The organism is Streptomyces sp. NPDC020362 (assembly GCF_040642095.1).
Taxonomy (GTDB): domain Bacteria; phylum Actinomycetota; class Actinomycetes; order Streptomycetales; family Streptomycetaceae; genus Streptomyces.
The window spans coordinates 1-17,331 of sequence record NZ_JBFAET010000191.1 but is presented as its reverse complement, the minus strand read 5'-3'; the positions used below and the strand labels follow the sequence as shown (position 1 = coordinate 17,331).

The following is a 17,331-nucleotide window of genomic DNA, read 5'->3' as shown; positions in this document are numbered from 1 at the left end:
GCGCCACCGGCCCCTCCTCCTTCGACTGCTCGGGCCTGACCTCCTGGGCCTACGCCCAGGCCGGCGTCTCCATACCGCGCACCTCCGAGGCCCAGTCGGGCATCGGCACCCGTCTCACACGGAGCCAGCTCCAGGTCGGCGATCTGGTCTTCTTCTTCAACGACCTGCACCACGTCGGCCTCTACGCGGGCAACGGTCAGATCCTCCACGCCCCTCGCACTGGCACGGTCGTACGGTACGAGTCGATGGACACCATCGGCGGACCGTTCATGTTCGGCGTCCGAGTCTGACCCGCACCCCCGTCCTGGACACCACGTCGCGGACACCGGAGACCTTCCCGATCTTCGGTACGTCGTTCGACGCCTTGCTGTCGCTGCCCCACTCGACGAGGGCGGCGTCGACGGCAAAGCCGACCTGGCCGACCGTGTCCTTGTCCTGGATGACGTTGTCCAGGAACAGCAGCATCGCCCCAGGAACGGCCTTCCCGATGGGGCTGCTGCCACGAACGCCGGGTGACCCGGACTGCGGTACGACGCGTTCGCGCATCAGACCCTCCAGGGCACGCCCGAGGTGACGCACAGTGAGGCGCGGGCCGAAGCATGCAGCTTCTGGGCACGTAACGGCACCCGTGTCGCAGCTGCCCGAAGGGGCGGCGTGCGGCGGGCTGCCGACCAACAGGTTCATGCCGACCCGTCCATCTGATCCATCAGACGGCGGCCCTGCTGTGGCGCAGGCCGCGCTCCTCAGCAACTCTGACTTGAAAGTGACCACCGGCGAGCCGCCCGACAGAAGGCGAGCCATTTATGGCCATCAACACGACCGATCACTGGGTCCCCCACACTTCGACCGTCCCCGCGAACGCCGGCCAGAAGGTCGACCTTTTCGTACGAGAACACGACGGCACGTCTCACGGTCCGCCGGGGAACCGCACGGCCGTCCTCATGCTGCACGGCAGGAGCGTTCCGGTTCTGGCAGGTTACGACCTTCAGCACACCTCGTACGGATGGGCCGAGGCCGTCGCCCAGGCCGGTTACGACGTCTTCATGATGGACCTCCAGGGCTCAGGCCGGTCGCCGCGCCCCCGGATGGAGGACCCCTGCAACGTCAATCCCAACCAGCAAGGCGCCGTCACTCCCCCGCTGTCGGGCCCGCGTACGGCGAGCTACCCCTATGTGCTGACCAACTCCCAGACCGACCAGGACGAGCTCAGCACCGTCGTCGATTACATCCGCACAACGCGCAGCGTCTCAAAGGTCGCCTTCATCGGCTGGTCGGCAGCCGCGTTCGCCATGGGACCGTACACGATCAAGAATCCGGGAAAGGTGGAAAGCCTGTTCCTCCTCGCCCCGATCTTCGCTCCGCTGGGCCCCACGAACCCGCCGACCCTGCCGGCACCCGGCTTCCCCACCCACGTGCTCACCCGCACGGGTCTCGACCAAGCCTGGACCAAAGAAGTGAAGTGCGCGAACCAGCGCGAGCCCGACATGCTCGACGTCGTGTGGAGCGCCCTGATGGACAACGATCCGATCGGCCGCAACTGGGGCAAGATCCAATCTTCCGGACAGCCTACGGGCGCCAGCCGGTACCGGAACTTCGTGACATGGGGCTGGAACAACACCACCGCGGGACAGGGAGGCGTCCTCGGCGGAAGCGTGCCCGTGCTCATCGTGCACGGCGAGCACGACCAGACGGCCAACACCACACCGCCCAGTCCCAACCCGGCGCTGGACTTCCACGTCCCCGCCCTCTACGACGCCCTCACGGGATCCCACAAGCTCCTCGTCACGGTGAAGTGCGCCGGCCACTCCATGCCCTGGGAAGGCCAGCACAAGAACCTGCACAACCTGTCGAAGTACTGGCTCCAGCACACCAAGGTCGACGGCAAGACCGAGGGTCGTTTCGAGATGGACGAGAACGGCACCATCAGCCCGGCACCCTAAACCCCCGACGCCCCCGGCTCGCAAAGGTCCGTCACCCGTCCACGGCCAGCCCCCTTTCACTGTGACGGCCACAGCGGTCCCCACCCTGCGGGACCGCCGGGCACCGCGGGGGGGGTTGTCACCAGCGCACCCTCAGATGTCTCAGGTTCACGCCCGGGCGCCGCTGCTCTTCACTGATCACAGGAAGACAGCAACTCGACCTCACGGGGGTACACATGCACAGCAGGAGGCACATCCTTGCAGCCGGCCTGGCCACCGCGGTCTCTGTCGTGGCCCTCACCGTCGCCGGTGTGGCGGTTCCGGCGCAGGCCGCTGCCCCGGGGACCGTCGACTGCGACGGCTGGGTGCACAACAACGATCCGGACGTCGGCATCGCGGGCTGCACGAACAACACCGACCACACCATCACGTTCCGCGCCGAGATCGTCTGCGGCTGGGCCCCGGACGTCTCCGGCAACTGGGTGACGCTGAACCCGGGACAGTACAGCGAGTCCACAGGCTCCTGCGCCTTCTACAGCACTGGTGTCGGCAGCGTGGGCTGGACCATCCAGTGACACATCGGTGTTGAGACTCCGCAGTGGGCGACCGGCACGAACGACCCACCGTTGGCATGCGCTGCGATCGACCCGTGCCCAGCGCCAGCCAGGGCGCTGGGCACGGTCGCCTACCACCAGACGCCGGCTCGCAGGGCCGCCCAGGTGGCGGAGCCCACGATCCCGTCGGGGGTGATCCCGGCATGCTGTTGGACCACGATGACCGCGTGTACGGTCTGGGGGCCGTAGATGCCGTCGACGGGGAGGGCCGGGCGGTAGCTGGTGTTGGTGTCGATCAGGCACTGCACCTCGGCTGTCCGCCGGTCCGGATAGGTCTTTCCGGGCTGCACCGGACCGTTGCCGGAGTAGTAGTTGCAGGTGGCGAGACTCTTGGTTGCTGCGGCGGGCGTGCGGGCCAGTGCGGCTGCGGATGGCTCTGCGGCGGCAACTCCGCCGACGAGAAACAGCACGGTCAAGGTCAGCACGGCGCGTCCCTGTGCGGCCATGATCCGACTCCTGTCTTGAGATCGGGGGTGTGGTGGCGTGGCGGACCGCGCGTCGGTTCTACGCCGCATCCTGTCGTGGCCCTAAGAAGGGGACACGGCGGCCCGGCACGGGCGTATCACCGTCTCGCGCCTGCGACGGGCACGGGCAAGGTGCACCGCGATGCCTGAGCGGGGCCGGACGCTCCGCAACCGATGGGAGGGTTGCGGCGGTCGGTCGACCTCGGTGCCCGGGCGGCGAGTGCCGGACCGGAGCACTGTCGGATTCCGGCCCGGCACCGCCGCTCACTTGTGGCAGTCGATGTCGTCAAGCCACCACTGGTCGAGCGCTGACCAGGTGTTCGGGCCGATGATGCCGTCGGCGCTGAGGCCGGCGCACTGCTGGAAGGCGATGGTCGCGCTCTTGGTGGCCGAGCCGAATGTGCCGTCCACGACGACCCGGCGGTCCAGGACGCTGTTGAGCTGGCACTGGGCTTGCTTGACGGCGTCACCCCTGGAGCCGACGGAGAGTTGAGGCTCGTCAGTGGTGTAGGTGCAGGTGAAGTGGTGGGGCTGGACCGGGGCGGCGGTGGCCGCCGGGGCGGTGGCGATCAGGCCGCCACCGCCCAGCAGGACCGCGCTGGTGAGCAGTGCGGCGCGGGAGCGCAACGACAGCATGCATACCTCCGATGGGAAAAGTCCGGGCGCCCAAGCACGCAGGCATCGGGGCCCGGACGGGGAAACGGGCGCGGATGGCCGACGTCGCCCCCGAAACGGTGTCCGTCGTCGGCCAGGCATCAGATTTCCGGGTCGCCTCGTTGTTGCGCACCCCGTCCCGCCGCGTGCATCAAATTCTCAAGATGGTTGAGCGCAGGAGCGGTTGACTAAACGCTGCAGGTCAGAGCGGGAAGAGACAGGCGACCAGGACGTGTTCTCCGGCCGGGACCAGCTCACTGCTCAGCTCGCCGAGCGGGTGCATGCCCACCGCCTGGTCGCCGTGTTGGGCCACCCGGGCAGCCGCAAGCCCTCACTGCTGCGCGCAGGGCTGATGCCCCTCCCCCAGAACGAGGAGTCCCCGGACCGGCGGCCGGCGGCCATCCGCATGCTCACCCCCGGACCACGGCCCATGTCCGCCCATTCTGGCGGCCCCACCAACGTTCGACAGGCGGGCAGGGTGGCCACACACGCATAGCTGCCCCGAACTATGACTCCGGGGCAGAGCCGCTCCGCCAATCCTTGGGCGCAAAGTCGCGCCGTGTGGTTAGCGTCCGATGACAGCCATTACGCGATTCAATCGTTTCCCGCAGTTGCAGACTGGTAGCAACTCTCCGCGATCGAGGAAAAGGTTCTCTTTCTCTTGGTTTCTGCGGAGTCGATCAATTCTAGCCACCCCGACCTGCTGACACTCCAGTACTCTCTCCCTATCTCCCCCTGGAAGAAGGAGCTCAGGTTCACCCTCAGTTGGGCATCGTTTGCATCCTTGAGGAGATAGGACGAGAAATACCAAGAGAATATAAGATTGGCAAAAAGCAGCTGCCTTCGCCTTTCCGCCGAGACTCCAGGAAATGGCACGCCTCCCCAGGAGGCCTGCAACATGGAATCATTCATTGACATAATCACCAGCTCCCGGTGGCGCGACCTCATGGCCTCGTCCTGAGAGATTTTGATCTGCCGTGATTGATAGGCGAGTGAAACTGCAATAATAGCGAGGGCGGCAGCCGAGATAATTACGGAGATTGCCGAGATGATCTGATTCATGTTGTCCGACCCCCCTTGGCGGGCTTCTGTCAGAACGTTGGCTGCCCACCCGTTCGACCCCTTCAAACAATCGCACTCACGTTCGGCAGGCGACCTCTATGACCGCCACTGACCGATCTCTGCGGAGCTACGGATCAGAAGGTCGCAGCAGGTGAGGACGATCTGGCGTGTGCCGGGCCGTCTCAGTTTCCGTCTCGTTCAGCGACGTTCACCACCGTTCAGGAAGGACCATCCGCAGGGGTCGTCCCGGCAATCACCCACCCATGAGCGCAGGTGAACGGCCCCGCGCGAGGCTCCGAGACCCACCCACAGACCAGGAAAGCAGGGTTGCCGTCACCTCGATCTACGAGGTCAGCCGAGATAGGGCCGCTCACGGCGCTCCAGGAAGTGACGGATCCGTAGCCGCTGCGTGTGGTGTATCGGCACCCACGAGCCCGGTGATCTCTACGTCCAGACCCGTTTCCTCCCGCACCTCGCGAACGGCCGTTCCCGGGAGTGAGTCGGTCATCTCCATGCCGCCACCGGGGAGCCTGGCGGCATTCCTGTGCGTGTGTGTGTCCTGTCAGTATCACGTCTGCCAGGTGGAGGGGCTTGTGGCAGTGGGAAGGGGCCGCTCGTCGGGCACAACGCACGACGAGAATCGAGGCGCCGGTCGGGCAGGACGCGGCTCCCGCGGCGCTCGACCTGCTGGAGCTGGTCGAGTTCGCGTGGCACGACTTCTATGGCGACGTCACGCCGGGCGAGGATGCGGTTGAGGACATCCTGACGTACTCCAGGGCGATCTTGCGCGGATGATCCGATTCGCCCGACTGGCTGTCGCCGATTGCCGGGATCTGCGGATGGCTGCCGACGAGATCAGGCCCGCCAAGAACGGCCCCGGCACTGGCGGGCTCACCTGCTGAGGTGTCGCGTGTGCCTCCAGGTGTCACCGAGCGTGGTCGCCGGGGGCGTATCGGCTCGTGCAACTCGGACAGGCTTCAGGGGTGTGGGCAGCGCCCGGAGCGATCGGTGCCGCACGCAATCGGCACAGACCCGCTCCGCTCCCCGGCTTCACCGCCCAGGCAGCTTGGGCCGGTCCGGGGTCGCGCGCGGCCCCACGGTCGGGCGCGAGGGGACCAGCAGGCACTCGATCCCCTCGCCCGCCACCCGGCCGACGTACCCCACCCCACCCACTTTCTTCCTGCTGTGGGCGGCGTGGTCGGGGGTGAAAGAGGGGATGTGGGGCTTCCGAGCACTACCCGGCAACCATGGTGACCTGCAGGTTCTCGGGCCGGTCGCGAGAGGTGCGGACGGCTGTCGGCGGGGATGTCGGACCGCCTCCCCGGCCCGGCTCACTGTCCTGTCGGCTGCTGCCTCAGCGCCCCACTCGCACGACACCCTCGTCTGGGCGGAGGATCACCGCTGTCCGCCCACGAAACTGCAGAAGCAAAGGCGGTCGGTTCCCGGAACCGAGCATGGATGTCAGGCGCCGGACCTGAAGGCACCAAGAGGCCACACGACGTCGACGGTCAGCCCGGCCAGGCGGGCCGCGGCCACGGTGTCTGCCGTACCGCCGCCGCGACCAGTGGGGGCGCTGCCGTCCCAGACGGCGACGAGGCGGTCCGCGCCCTGGAGCAGTCGGCGATTGGCCGCTTCGTAGGCGGCGCGCCCCGCGTGCTCGTAGGGCATGACCACCAATTCGGCTGCGGCGGCGTGCAGGGCGTCGAACTCGGCGAGGTCTGCGGGGCGAACCACCGCTTCCCGGTAGTCCCGCGACGGGATGATCGCCGACAGTCGGCCGCCGAGCGAGAGGATCTCCTCGGCGAAGAGGGTGTCGGCGCCGCGGGCCAAGCACGAGCGCCCCACAAGCGTGTCGTCACGCAGGTCGGCCAGTAGTTCACGGAGGCCTGTGCGGATGGGGCCGACTGTTTCGTCGGCCAGGTCCATGTGACCGGTGACGGCGATGGTGACCATGTGACAACCCGTTTCCGGCCGAGGCGATGTGCCCTTCACCCTAACCCGCTCCGGTGGCGTGGAGAGCGGGAGGTAGCGGGCGGCAGGGAACAGCCGCGGCTGTTACAGCGCGACGGCGGCGAAGCCCAGGAGGTAGGCCATGGCGAAGAGGAGAGGGATCCAGCGCTCGACGCGGTTGAGCGGGAAATAGACGCGCCAGTCACGCCCCTCGCCGAGAGCGCCCCATTCGGCGGCCACGAAGGCGCGGGCCGGCAACCGCTCCTCGAACGCTCCGATCACCTCGAACTTGCCTTTGTTCAACTGCTGGTAGGAACGAACGGTGATCCACCAGGCGGCGCACATGCCCAGCAGGACCAGCAGAGCCGCGAGGGCCAGCGCGACCGGAGCCCCGCGGTGGTGCTCCTGGGACAGCCATGTGCTGAGGAAGACGAGCAGACCGCTGTGGAGGGTCAGGAAGAAGGTGTTGGCGAGGTTGCGCCGGGCGCTGACCCGATCGGCCATCTCCACGCACAGCTTGTACTGCTCGAAGACCGCGGCGTGGTACCTCGCGGCCGTGTCGCGGTAGTCGTCCGCGTCGATGTCCTGGTTCCACAACGAGTCACTGATTCGGGCCATGTCGGCATCTCCCCCGTAGTTCGTCACCGTGCGCTCGTACAGGCCGGGGCCGCTACCGGCGGGCGACGGCCACGGGGCGCCCGCGCCGCCGCGTTCACAGCGGTGCGCGCCCCGTTCTCTCACACCGCGTTCTGGACAGGCGCGTGGGTCTGCCACGCGGTGATTCGCCTGACGATGAGGATGACCAGCACGCCGGCCCCCACATAGAGCACCGTGAGCAGGGTGGACACGTTCGCGTTGGACAGCACGTCCTGCTCGCTGTCGAACTTCGAGGACATGCGCCATTGGATCGGCTTGACGACGAGGGCGGCCGCGAACAGCGCCCACCAGGCTTTGACCAGGGTGACGGGGACGGACCGCCGTGGGGCGCTGGCCCGCCAGATGTCCGTCACTACCTGGTACGGGATCCACAGGTTGGCCACCGGGCCGACCCAGCCGCCCACCACCCAGCCCCGGGACCGGCGGTGCGCGGCGGCACCGCTCATCAGCTCGGCGTTGATCCGAGCTCGCCACAACCAGACGATGAACGCCACGCCGGCCGCGATCATCACCAGGAACGACGGCCATGACACCAGCTTCGCGAGGCCATCGGTGTCGGCGGCCTCGAGGTCCGCGTACGTCGCCCTCCCTGCCAGGTAGTCGTGGGCCACGAAGTAGAGCCGCCAGTTGGCCGCCGAAACCAACACCTCACGCACGAGCGCCAACGAGATCAGTATGGTCGCGGTGGTGGCCGCGCCGGTCACCACCCTGCGCTGCTCCGCAGCGACCGGGCTCGCGCTCGTCGGAGTGCCTTGCTGTGGACCGTCCATGATCCTCCCCCGAAGATCGTCGACCCGCTGCGCATTGCCTGGGGTCGGGATGCCATTGGCTGTTGCCCTGTTGTGTCCCCGGTTTCTCGGGATGTCATGCGAGACGGTCGTAACGGAACGGCACTAGCCGAGGCCGAACAGTTGCAGCGCCCGGGACACGAGCCAGGCCAGCAGCACCAGGGCCGTGACCAACGCGAACCCTTTCCACAACGACGTCTGCGTGGCGACGGTGGCCCGCCAGGCCATCGTCCGTCTGCGGACCCCCACGGACGCCAGGGCGGCCTTCATGGCGCGGGCCACGTGGTGCGCCGGCGAGAGCATCATCGTCGAAACCAGGCCTGCCTTCATGGCGCGGGCCGCGCGGCGCACGAGCGCGCCCCTCGGGGTCTTGGCACGGGGTACGGGTCCCACCGGGTGCACATGGGGCGTCCAATCGGGGGCGAAGGTAACGACGGCGGAAGTCCAGAGATCGCCCCCGGCCTCCTCGTTCAGCCGGGACGGGGTCGGCAGGTGCTCGTCCAGCCGTTCGGCCACCTCTGGTAGTCCGCCCGGCGTCAGCAGGACGAGCTTCCGCGCCGGCTGGGTGGCCCGGGCCTGCTGGACCTCCCACCACAGCCCCTCGCCCAAGCCCAGTCGCAGCACGATGAGTTGGGACAGCTCCATCAGCCGCAGCACCGTCGGCTGCCAGTCGTCGAGCGGCAGGTAGAACCGCGCCGCACCCAGCCGCGGCAGCGGCTCCCCGGGTCTGCCCACCGTGATCACGGGGCCGACGGCGCCCAACGCGCCCGTGAGCTGCTCCTCCCGCGAGTGGATGCTGACGAACGCCGCCGAGTCGTCGACCTGGGACGCGGTGTCGTCGTCGGCGAAACTGCGCAGGTAGAGCACGGGTTGGCGGCCGTCGGCCAGCAGGGCCTGGGCCGCGCCGCGCGCCGAGCGCGGGCGGGTGTAGCGCAGGCTCAGGACCCCGGCCCCCAGCGCGGCCAGGCCACCGGCCAGCAACAGCACGAACTCCATCGGCGGCATCCCGTAGCCCCGCCGCTGCGCCGCGCTGACGGCGAGGGCGCCCGTCGCGAACAGCACGTATCCAACGCCGCTGGCCAGCAGGAACACCGGCCGCCGCCACCATGGCCGACGCGGGACGAACCGGCTGACCACGCCGACGATCTCCGCTGCGCCCCATCGGCGACGACGCCGCAGCCACAGCGCCGGCACGAGAAGCACCACGGCCGGAACCGCCCACCACAGCGCGGTCGCGCTCGACGAGCTGAGCTCCCGGTCGAGCCCCACCTGATCCTGCTCGACATCGGCCGCCAGCACGGCGACTCGCTCGCGGGCAAGGGAGAACCGGCCCTCCTCGGCGTAGCGGGTGGCGGAGGAGACCACGGACCGGCTTCCCCCTGACGGGGCGTTCTTCTTGAACCACCTGTCGTCCTCACGGATTTCAGCGCGCGCGGACACCTCCCCGTCGGCGTAGCGGTCCAGCGCGGCGGTGAACGCGGCGGCCTGCGCCGGGGCGCCGCGGAAGCGGTCGCAGGCCCGCAGGTCCAGGCCCGCGCTGATCGCCAAGTGCAGCGCGACGTAAGCCGTGACGATCGCGACCGCCGTGACCAGCCGGGCAAACGCCCTTAAGCCCGAAGACACCCCAGCCCACCCCCCCACCTCGCCCCAGCACCATCCGCCGCAGACTGCGTCCCGTAGTACCACCCCGGCCCACCGGCCGTGGCCGGTTCAGGCCACAACCGCCCACCAGACGACACCGCGAGTGCTCACCGGCGCACGCTGCTTCCGCAGATACCGCGGCCCCGCCAGGATGAAGCTTCCTCATCGGTGTTCCCGCCGCCTGCCGACATCGGCGGCGCAGACGGCCCATTCCCCGGCCGATGGCTTCTGCCACTGGACGGCGACCTTGATGTGGACGCCGGGCATTCGGGTGAGGATCGCGGCGGGACGTTCGGTTGTGAGGGTGAGGCGTCGGGCGTCGGGCGTCGGGCGTCGGGCGTCGGGCGTCGGGCGTCGGGCGTCGGGCGTCGGGCGTCGGGCGTCGGGCGTCGGGCGTCGGCCCAGCGTTTCTCGCTGTCGATGGTGCCCTGTCCTTCCTCGGCCGCTGCGACCTGCTGTTCGTGGCCGCATTGGTCGTGCCGCTTGGCGGCGGCGCGGGCCAGATGCAGGGCGGCGAAGAGCAGGGGGTGATGGCGAGGCCGCCCGGCGCGCTGGAGGCGTAGGCGAGTTCCTTGGCGGTCTTACTCAGAGCGGTGGCGGCTTGGTGGTCGGCGCGTTTGGCGGAGTGGCGGGCGCGTCCCCACCGCCTGCTCGATGCGGACCAGCACGTCACCGGCGTGCGCGGGGACAGCTCCTCGGTGGGTGGAACCAGGTTACGCCAGGAGGTCCCGGTGTGAATCTTGCAGACCATGCTGTTGATGATCTTCCGGTCTTCGACGCGAGGTGGGCCCCGCCCCGGTCCGCGGTATCACCGTGGCGAGCAACTCCCAATGACGATCTGTGAGTTCGGGGAGACGTAGCACCCCGCCGTGATTGATCCATCGCCCGGTGATCTCCGAAGCTCGGCCTAGAGCAGGATGCGGAGGTCGAGCACGGGCCCGGTGGCGTAGACCGGTGTCGCGTCCAGTTTCCCCAGGACATGGAGCATCGGCTTGTTGCTCGCCGCCACCGCGGCCGCCAGCGTGTGGTGCCCCTCGCGGCGGGCCACGGTCGCCGCATGTTCGGCCAGCGCGGTGCCGAGCCCCATGGCCTGCCACACGTCCTCGACCAGGATCGCCAGTTCGCCCACCCCTTGCCGATCGGTGCGCATGACGTTGGTCATGGCGATGATGTGGTCCGTACGCTCGGCCGGAGTGGTCACCAGCGTGGTGCCGCGCTCCGGGCTGGACAACTGACGCCATTCGGCAGGCGAGAGCCCGGACTTGCCCGCGTGGTACCGCAGGGCGCGGCTGCCCGGCGAGCAACGGCGGTGCAGTTCCTGGACCGGCGCCAGGTCGACGGGGGCCGCCTCCCGTGTCCGGGTGGCGGTGCCGTCGGTCAGCGTGATCGAGTGTGCGGCGTCTCGACGGCCGGCGTCGGACATCGTCGCTCTCCTCACATTGCAATCGTGAATGCTGCGCAAGGCGTCCCGGGACGCAAGCGCGACCTTGCTACCGCAGCAGTCTTTTGCTGCATCCAGGCCGACTCAAGAGGACTTCGCGCCACATTGGTCGCGCTGTGCATTCACTCAACCACGCAGAGAAGCGAAAACAATGAGGAATCGTGTCGGCATCGACACCGATGCGGGGCACTGCTCGGGTCTTCGCTCAAGGATTTACACGGAGGGCCGCCCGGCCCTCGCTGCCGGGGCAGGCCGAGAACGTCCCCACTTCGCGTACGCGACCCACTTCCAATCGGCCCTTGCAGAAGTTGTTGATCATGTGGGCCTCGGGTCGTCTCGTCGTTGGTCCTGTCATGGGGAAGAGACAGCCGCGGCCGTGGACCGTGTCGGATGAACTGTGGGCGCTGATCCAGCCGTTGTTGCCCGGGCCGGGACTGAAGCAGGTCGAAGGACAGCGGCGTTTCTCTGTACGGCTTCCGACGCTTGCACAGGACTCTGGTCCTCCTGCTGAGCCGTCCGTTCGGGGACCGCTCCGCCCCGCTCGCCGGCGAGGAAGCGGCCGCGACAGCGGGTGGCGGCACAGGATGGCGGACGGACGTCGCCCTCGCCGCGACCGCCGCCTACGCACCACCGTCGGCGTCAGCACCGCCGTCGACAACCCCACCTTGCTCCAGTGGATGCGCCGCGAAGCCCTCTCCGGGAGATGAGCCGATGCGTCCGTACCCGTCGGGGCGCCGACGCGGTGGGCGCGGCACTGGCGCCCCTCACTTGTCGTTGGGCATGACCGTCACCACCTTGCCCTTGGAATCCGCCTGGAGGTAGCCGAGCTGGCCGTAGGCATTGCTGAGGTACACGGCCATGCCGTCGGGCGTGCCGAAGTCCTTGTCCGCCAGTTTCAGGACGAGATAGCGCGTGGTCACGTGATCGACGTTCAGCTTCTTCTCGCCGTCGCGCAGGAGTGCCGGCACCGCGTCCCAGTTGAACCCGTCAAGGGTGACGGGTTTGTCGCCGTCGAACAGCGTCGAGCTGATGATGCCCTTCTCGACGGCCTGCCCGGGACGGTACGTGTACGTGTCGTACTTGGTGTCGCTGCCGTTCACCATCAGATCGGCGGTGACGTAGTCCGGATAGACCGTGAGGCCTCCGAATCGGTTCCTGCCGGTCTCCTTCTTGAACGCCGCAACGGCGGTGCGGATACCGGATGGTGTCAACAAGTCGGTCTTACCGGTCCGTTCGTTTCCCGCCGGCGAGGCCGAGACGGGGGTCGATCCACCCGATGGCCCTGCCCCGGTGGTGGAATCGGCGGATTTTGAGGAGCCGGACGCGCCGGAGGCATGGGTGCCTCCGTCGGGCCGCAGCGTCCATATGAGAGTGCCGGCGAGCGCCACTCCCGCGACGGACAGGCCGACCCACATCCAGCGCCGGCGGCTCTGGTGTACCGCCACGGTCGTGGACCCGGGCCGCGCGTCGTCGGGGCCCGGTGCCACGGTGTGCCCGGGGCGGCTGTCATAAGGTCCCGGGAACATCGCGGGTGCCGGACCGAAACCGCCCGACGCCGACGTGTTGCCGGGAGCCGGTACCGCGGGCATCGCCGGCGCGGGGCCGGGAACCGGTGTGGCAGGAGTCTGCGGATCGGAGAGGGGAGGCGGTCCGCCGAGCGGGGGGTGCAGTTGGTACGAGGTGGGTGTCACGGCGACACGGGAGGCGGCGTCCAGCATCCGGTCCAGCTCTGCGGCGCCGGGCCGTGCCGCAGGGTCGCGGACGAGGACCCGGGCCAGGACGTCCCTCAGCGCGCCTGCCCGGGCCGGTGGCGGGATCTCTTCGCTCAGGACGGCGGCGAGCGTCGCCAGGGTCGTGTTCCGGCGCAGCGGGTGATGACCCTCCACAGCGGTGTAGAGCAGCATTCCCAGCGACCACAGGTCCGACGAAGGGCCGCCGTCGTGGCCCGAGACGCGTTCGGGTGCCATGTAGTCGGGCGTGCCGATGATCGACCCGGTGGCCGTGAGGGAGGTCGACTCGCGGATCGCCGCGATACCGAAGTCGGTGAGCACAGGACGGCCGTCGGGACGCAGGAGAACGTTGGCCGGTTTCACATCGCGGTGCTGGATGCCGACCTCGTGCGCGGCGCGCAGGGCGGCCAGCACCTCGCGTCCGATCAGCGCCGCTTCCCGGGGTTCCATCGGTCCGCGGGCGAGACGATCGGCCAGGGAACCACCGGTGACGAGTTCCATGACGATCCAGGGGTAGGTCTCCGGGCCGCCGTCCACGATGTGATGGATCGTCACTACGTTGGGGTGGTCGACCCGGGCCAGGGCGCGTGCCTCCCGCAGGACCCGCTCCCGAAGCATCCGCGCGGCTTCCGGATCGTACTCGGCGAGGTCCGGATCGGGCGGCCGGACCTCCTTGACGGCCACGCTCCGGTGCAGCACCAGGTCCCGGGCCAGCCAGACCGTGCCCATACCGCCACCGCCGAGCCGTTTCTCCAGCTCGAACCGCCCGTCGACAACCCGTCTACCGCTGTTGTCGCTGCCCGCATCGTTCATGGACGGGAGCATAGTTGCCGTCGCCGACACCCTGCGCAGGCCACCCGCAGTCCTGCAGTCCCGCGGCCGCGGGCGACGCGGGCTCGGAGAGCCACGACATCGACGGTGACGGCAGCTGCCGACTCACCGCCGCGGGCGACCTGCCCGTCCGTGCGCCGCTGAAGGGCCCGCTCGCCGACGACGACGCAACGGACACCGCCGCACTGCTGCCGGGAAGCCCCGCCCTGGACGCGGCGGCCGACTGCCCGGCCACCGATCAGCGCGGTTCCGCCCGCCCCCGGGGCGCCTGCGACATCGGCGCCCACCAGCACACGCCATGACGACAACACGCGCACCGGCAGGCCCCGCACACGGCGGTCAGGACCACCAGTACGGCCAGTGCGTGCGCCGGGGCCCCGGCACGGGACGCGCCCGGGAAGGACCCGGGCCGGAGGGCTCCTCGCACCTCATCGCCGGTCATCGGCTTCACCGATGCTCACCTCCCGTCGTGTGCGGTCCGGCGGGGGCGTACCTGCTCGCCGCCCGGTCGCACCCGCGTCAGTGTGCCGGGGCCGCGTGCACGGGCACATCCGTGAAACCACACACCACCGCACATCCGGCCCGGGCACCTGGGAGGCGGCGAAACACGTGGGAAGTTACGTGTTTTCACTGAGGCCGCTCCCCCTCGCGGCCGTCTACGTTCAGCAGCCGGACGACTCCAGCGGGGCAGAGGGGATTGCGTGAAAGGCAGCGCCCGAGGTGCAGGGGGAATTGGGGTGACGCTCGTGGTGGCGGGGAGTCTGCTGGCCGGGTGCTCGGCACAGGGGGCGGACGGCGGCTCCGCCCGGCGGACCGGGTCACCCGGGCACAGTGCCTCGCCGGAAGCGGCGGCGCCACCGTCGGGCGGCTCTTCCGCCACCCCCGCCTTCACACCCGACGCCGACCTCGTCCCGAGGACCTCGAAGGACGGGCGGAACCTGGTGGACTCCGTGGTGTTCGCTCCGGGCGACTGGGGCCGGGGCTTCGTCGCGCAGAACCCGGCCGAGAGCACCCCGGGCACCTGGCCCGTGCTGGACGACAACTGCCGCTGGGAGCGGCAGAAGCTCCCCCGAGGCGTACTGGCCGGCCTGTCCCGCTACAGCCGGCTGCCCGCCGGCGGAGGCAAAGGGGCCGTCAAGGTGACGGCCGAGGCCACCGCGCACTCCTTCGTTCTCGGCGCCGACGAACAGCTGAGCACCACCCTGGAGGAAGTCCTGCGCTGCCCGGAGCAACAGCCACGGGCCGACGAGCGGATCACGGGGCTGAACTCCCTCGGCACCCCCTTCGGCGCCCGCGAGCAGGAGTACGCCGACGACTCGGTACTGGAGGCCGGTCAGTACGTCGGGAAGGGCGGCAACGCCCAGCCGTACCTGTGGATGGTCGCCCGGCTGGGCACGGTTGTCGTGGCCGTCTCCGTGACCGGCGGTAAGGGGTACACCCAGGAAGAACTCCAGGAACTGGGCAGCACCGCCCTGGGCCGGATGCTGGTGCGCGTCCAGCAGCGGTTGAAGGGGAAGTGATGGAGCCGCTGCGTACCTCGGACCCCTCCAGGCTGGCGGGCCATCGGCTGCTTGGGCGGCTCGGCGCGGGTGGCATGGGTGTGGTGTACCTGGCCCGCTCGGCCGGCGGTTCACTGGTCGCGCTCAAGGTGGTCCGGGCCGAGTACGCCGAGGACGCCGGATTCCGGGAGCGGTTCCGGCGCGAGGCGGAGACGGCCCGCCGGATGACCAGCCCTTGGGTGGCGTCCCTGGTGGACGCTGATCCCGAGGCGGCGGAGCCCTGGCTGGCCACCGTCTTCGTGCCGGGGCCCTCGCTGGGCGAGGCCGTCGCCGCACACGGGCCGCTGCCCGTACGGAGCCTGCGGGTGCTGGGCGCCCGGCTCGCCCAGGCGCTGCGGGACCTCCACGCGGTCGGTCTCGTGCACCGGGACGTCAAGCCGGGCAATGTGCTGCTGGCGCTCGACGGGCCCCGGTTGATCGACTTCGGTGTGGCTCGCGATCCGCAGGACACCGCGCTCACATCGACCGGTGTCGTGGTCGGCACCCCCGGTTTCCTGGCACCGGAACAGGCGCAGGGCGGGCAGGAGGTGGGTCCGGCCGGCGACGTGTTCTCGCTGGGCTGCGTGCTGGCCCATGCGGCCACCGGCCACCCTCCCTTCGGTACCGGCTCCCTCGACGCGCTGCTGTACCGAACGGTCCACGACACCCCGGACCTGGAGGGCGTCCCGCAGGAGCTCGCCGAAGTAGTGCGCGGCTGTCTGGACAAGGACCCGCGGCAGCGGCCCACTGCGCAGGCGTTGTCGCAGGCCCTTGCGGCCACCGAGCCGGCCGATCCGCGGGAGATCCTCCGGGCGGTGCGTCCTTCGGTGCAGCAGGACCGGGAGTCCGGTGACGAGGCCTGGTTGCCCGAGCCGTTGATCCGGCTGATCGCCGAACGGTCGGCCGCCGGGCTCGGGCTGCCCGCCGCCGACGACACCGAGGTCGCCTCCGAGTCCGCCGACACCACTGCGGCGGACGACGCGGACGAACAGCCGTCGAGGCGTGCCGTCGGCAGACGCCGTTTCCTCCTCCTCACCGGGGGCGCGGTGACCGTCACGGCCGGAGGCGGTCTGGGCGCCTGGGCCGCGCTCTCCGGTGACGGCAAGGGGAGCGGCTCCACCACCGCCCCGACGGCAACCGGCCCCGTGCACACGATCGGCCTGCACGCCGATCTGAGCGGTGACCACAGGACGGTGGGCCGGGCTCAGGAGCGGGGGCTGCGGCTCGCGGTCGACGAGTTCAACTCCCGTGACGACAGGCCGTTCACGCTCGCCGTTCGGGCGCTGGACGACGGCGGGGATCCGGCCAGGGCCCCGGCGGTGGCCGAGCGACTGGTCGCCGACCCTTCCGTGCTGGCCGTGATCGGTCCCACCACGGACGACACCGCCCTGGCGTCACTGGCGAGGTACGACGCCGCGTCGCTGCCCCTCATCGCGGTGTCGCCCGGCGCCACCGTGCTGGGGGTGATGGGCAGCCGGTCCTTCCTCCACGCCCGCGTGACGGACACCGTCCTGCCGTTCTATCTCCAGGTCTATCTGCACGGCACCGCGAAGTCGCACACGATCGGAATCGTCGACGACCGGGCGGCGGACGCGTACGCATGGGAGATCAGCAGCTCGCTCGCCCGCATCCTTCGCAAGAGCCGGCAGCCGGCCGTCCCCAAGGTGGTCAGTGCGTTGCGCAGGGACTTCGGACCGACCCTCGACGCCCTGCTCGACGGCGGCGCGGACTCCGTGGTCTTCGCCGGATACCACGACCGCGCCGCGCTGCTGGCCCGAGAAATGACGCACCGCCACTTCCCGGGCGCGCGAGCCGCCGCCCAGGGGGTGCTCGACAGCCGCTTCCTGCACGCCGCCGGGGACGCGGCCGACGGCTGGGTGATCGTCGCTCCCGTCATGGACGCCTCCGTGGCACCCGAGGCCAAGGCGTTCGCGGCCGCGTACCGCAGGCGCTTCGACGCGGAACCGGAACGGTATGCCGTCGAGGTGTACGACGTGGCCCGGTTGATCGTGCAGACTCTGAGTTCGCCGGCTGCCGGGCGC

18 protein-coding genes and 2 pseudogenes are annotated in these 17,331 nt (G+C 69.7%); 8 read left to right on the top strand and 12 right to left on the bottom strand.

From position 1 onward, the window contains the following. On the top strand, window positions 1-290 hold a 290-nt coding region (locus AB0H32_RS39130), incomplete at its 5' end, for an NlpC/P60 family protein (protein ID WP_361131361.1). Here AB0H32_RS39130 and AB0H32_RS39125 read toward each other — a convergent pair. Further along, window positions 268-546, bottom strand: coding sequence for a hypothetical protein (locus tag AB0H32_RS39125; protein WP_361131358.1), 279 nt, complete (start codon window positions 544-546; stop codon window positions 268-270). The two genes, AB0H32_RS39130 and AB0H32_RS39125, sit on opposite strands and share 23 nt — an antisense overlap. A gap of 257 nt (window positions 547-803) precedes the next feature. Here AB0H32_RS39125 and AB0H32_RS39120 point away from each other — a divergent pair, with 257 nt between their 5' ends. Together AB0H32_RS39120 and AB0H32_RS39115 are read left to right on the top strand one after the other, a co-directional pair. Further along, window positions 804-1,940 (top strand): alpha/beta fold hydrolase, encoded by a 1,137-nt coding sequence (locus AB0H32_RS39120; protein ID WP_361131355.1) that lies wholly within the window; start codon window positions 804-806, stop codon window positions 1,938-1,940. 215 nt (window positions 1,941-2,155) lie between these two features. Then, complete coding sequence (locus tag AB0H32_RS39115) at window positions 2,156-2,494, top strand: hypothetical protein (RefSeq protein WP_361131352.1); 339 nt, start codon at window positions 2,156-2,158, stop codon at window positions 2,492-2,494. A 110-nt stretch (window positions 2,495-2,604) separates the two neighbouring features. On the opposite strand, the gene AB0H32_RS39110 is transcribed toward AB0H32_RS39115, so the two are convergent. After that, on the bottom strand, window positions 2,605-2,979 hold the full coding sequence (locus tag AB0H32_RS39110) for a peptidoglycan-binding domain-containing protein (RefSeq protein WP_361131349.1): 375 nt from the start codon (window positions 2,977-2,979) through the stop codon (window positions 2,605-2,607). A 282-nt stretch (window positions 2,980-3,261) separates the two neighbouring features. Beyond that, complete coding sequence (locus AB0H32_RS39105; RefSeq protein WP_361131346.1) at window positions 3,262-3,633, bottom strand: peptidoglycan-binding domain-containing protein; 372 nt, start codon at window positions 3,631-3,633, stop codon at window positions 3,262-3,264. A gap of 295 nt (window positions 3,634-3,928) precedes the next feature. Here AB0H32_RS39105 and AB0H32_RS39100 point away from each other — a divergent pair, with 295 nt between their 5' ends. Further along, window positions 3,929-4,147 (top strand): hypothetical protein, encoded by a 219-nt coding sequence (locus AB0H32_RS39100; RefSeq protein ID WP_361131364.1) that lies wholly within the window; start codon window positions 3,929-3,931, stop codon window positions 4,145-4,147. Window positions 4,148-4,245: 98 nt separating this feature from the next. On the opposite strand, the gene AB0H32_RS39095 is transcribed toward AB0H32_RS39100, so the two are convergent. Together AB0H32_RS39095 and AB0H32_RS39090 are read right to left on the bottom strand one after the other, a co-directional pair. After that, the gene (locus AB0H32_RS39095; protein WP_361131343.1) at window positions 4,246-4,713 is read right to left on the bottom strand and encodes a DUF6082 family protein; all 468 of its coding nucleotides are present in this window, start codon (window positions 4,711-4,713) and stop codon (window positions 4,246-4,248) included. 351 nt (window positions 4,714-5,064) lie between these two features. Next, window positions 5,065-5,242: pseudogene (locus AB0H32_RS39090) on the bottom strand (NUDIX domain-containing protein); the annotation flags it as partial. A 62-nt stretch (window positions 5,243-5,304) separates the two neighbouring features. Here AB0H32_RS39090 and AB0H32_RS39085 point away from each other — a divergent pair. Further along, window positions 5,305-5,508 carry a hypothetical protein gene (locus tag AB0H32_RS39085; RefSeq protein WP_361131340.1) on the top strand — a complete coding sequence of 68 codons (204 nt, stop codon included), beginning with the start codon at window positions 5,305-5,307 and terminating at the stop codon, window positions 5,506-5,508. A 666-nt stretch (window positions 5,509-6,174) separates the two neighbouring features. Here AB0H32_RS39085 and AB0H32_RS39080 read toward each other — a convergent pair. The 7 genes and pseudogenes from AB0H32_RS39080 to AB0H32_RS39050 form a co-directional block, all read right to left on the bottom strand. Then, window positions 6,175-6,666, bottom strand: coding sequence for a hypothetical protein (locus AB0H32_RS39080; RefSeq protein WP_361131337.1), 492 nt, complete (start codon window positions 6,664-6,666; stop codon window positions 6,175-6,177). Between the two features lie 102 nt (window positions 6,667-6,768). After that, the gene (locus AB0H32_RS39075) at window positions 6,769-7,281 is read right to left on the bottom strand and encodes a hypothetical protein (RefSeq protein WP_361131334.1); all 513 of its coding nucleotides are present in this window, start codon (window positions 7,279-7,281) and stop codon (window positions 6,769-6,771) included. Between the two features lie 119 nt (window positions 7,282-7,400). Beyond that, window positions 7,401-8,090 (bottom strand): DUF4328 domain-containing protein, encoded by a 690-nt coding sequence (locus tag AB0H32_RS39070; protein WP_361131332.1) that lies wholly within the window; start codon window positions 8,088-8,090, stop codon window positions 7,401-7,403. A 123-nt stretch (window positions 8,091-8,213) separates the two neighbouring features. Next, the gene (locus tag AB0H32_RS39065; protein ID WP_361131329.1) at window positions 8,214-9,731 is read right to left on the bottom strand and encodes a transferase; all 1,518 of its coding nucleotides are present in this window, start codon (window positions 9,729-9,731) and stop codon (window positions 8,214-8,216) included. 452 nt (window positions 9,732-10,183) lie between these two features. Beyond that, window positions 10,184-10,407, bottom strand: a pseudogene (locus AB0H32_RS39060) (mobilization protein); the annotation flags it as partial. Window positions 10,408-10,656: 249 nt separating this feature from the next. Next, a complete protein-coding gene (locus tag AB0H32_RS39055) occupies window positions 10,657-11,172 on the bottom strand; it encodes a GNAT family N-acetyltransferase (protein ID WP_361131326.1) in 516 nt (171 codons plus the stop codon). Between the two features lie 782 nt (window positions 11,173-11,954). Further along, window positions 11,955-13,733: a serine/threonine-protein kinase gene (locus AB0H32_RS39050; RefSeq protein ID WP_361131323.1), complete on the bottom strand. Its 1,779-nt coding sequence runs from the start codon at window positions 13,731-13,733 to the stop codon at window positions 11,955-11,957. Window positions 13,734-13,747: 14 nt separating this feature from the next. On the opposite strand from AB0H32_RS39050, the gene AB0H32_RS39045 reads away from it, so the two are divergent. From AB0H32_RS39045 to AB0H32_RS39035, 3 genes are all read left to right on the top strand, one after another. Beyond that, window positions 13,748-14,053, top strand: coding sequence for a choice-of-anchor Q domain-containing protein (locus tag AB0H32_RS39045; RefSeq protein WP_361131320.1), 306 nt, complete (start codon window positions 13,748-13,750; stop codon window positions 14,051-14,053). 435 nt (window positions 14,054-14,488) lie between these two features. After that, window positions 14,489-15,271, top strand: a complete 783-nt coding sequence (locus AB0H32_RS39040; RefSeq protein WP_361131317.1) for a hypothetical protein — start codon at window positions 14,489-14,491, stop codon at window positions 15,269-15,271. Further along, the coding region (locus AB0H32_RS39035; protein WP_361131314.1) for a bifunctional serine/threonine-protein kinase/ABC transporter substrate-binding protein at window positions 15,271-17,331 on the top strand (2,061 nt) is incomplete at its 3' end. The genes AB0H32_RS39040 and AB0H32_RS39035, both read left to right, overlap by 1 nt.

Excerpts from the sequence above, each read along its gene's own strand:
- AB0H32_RS39055 (WP_361131326.1), bottom strand. The coding sequence starts at position 11,172 with ATGTCCGACGCCGGCCGTCGAGACGCCGCACACTCGATCACGCTGACC.
- AB0H32_RS39115 (WP_361131352.1), top strand. The coding sequence starts at position 2,156 with ATGCACAGCAGGAGGCACATCCTTGCAGCCGGCCTGGCCACCGCGGTC.
- AB0H32_RS39120 (WP_361131355.1), top strand. The coding sequence starts at position 804 with ATGGCCATCAACACGACCGATCACTGGGTCCCCCACACTTCGACCGTC.
- AB0H32_RS39075 (WP_361131334.1), bottom strand. The coding sequence starts at position 7,281 with ATGGCCCGAATCAGTGACTCGTTGTGGAACCAGGACATCGACGCGGAC.
- AB0H32_RS39080 (WP_361131337.1), bottom strand. The coding sequence starts at position 6,666 with ATGGTCACCATCGCCGTCACCGGTCACATGGACCTGGCCGACGAAACA.
- AB0H32_RS39050 (WP_361131323.1), bottom strand. The coding sequence starts at position 13,733 with ATGAACGATGCGGGCAGCGACAACAGCGGTAGACGGGTTGTCGACGGG.
- AB0H32_RS39110 (WP_361131349.1), bottom strand. The coding sequence starts at position 2,979 with ATGGCCGCACAGGGACGCGCCGTGCTGACCTTGACCGTGCTGTTTCTC.
- AB0H32_RS39095 (WP_361131343.1), bottom strand. The coding sequence starts at position 4,713 with ATGAATCAGATCATCTCGGCAATCTCCGTAATTATCTCGGCTGCCGCC.
- AB0H32_RS39105 (WP_361131346.1), bottom strand. The coding sequence starts at position 3,633 with ATGCTGTCGTTGCGCTCCCGCGCCGCACTGCTCACCAGCGCGGTCCTG.
- AB0H32_RS39125 (WP_361131358.1), bottom strand. The coding sequence starts at position 546 with ATGCGCGAACGCGTCGTACCGCAGTCCGGGTCACCCGGCGTTCGTGGC.
- AB0H32_RS39070 (WP_361131332.1), bottom strand. The coding sequence starts at position 8,090 with ATGGACGGTCCACAGCAAGGCACTCCGACGAGCGCGAGCCCGGTCGCT.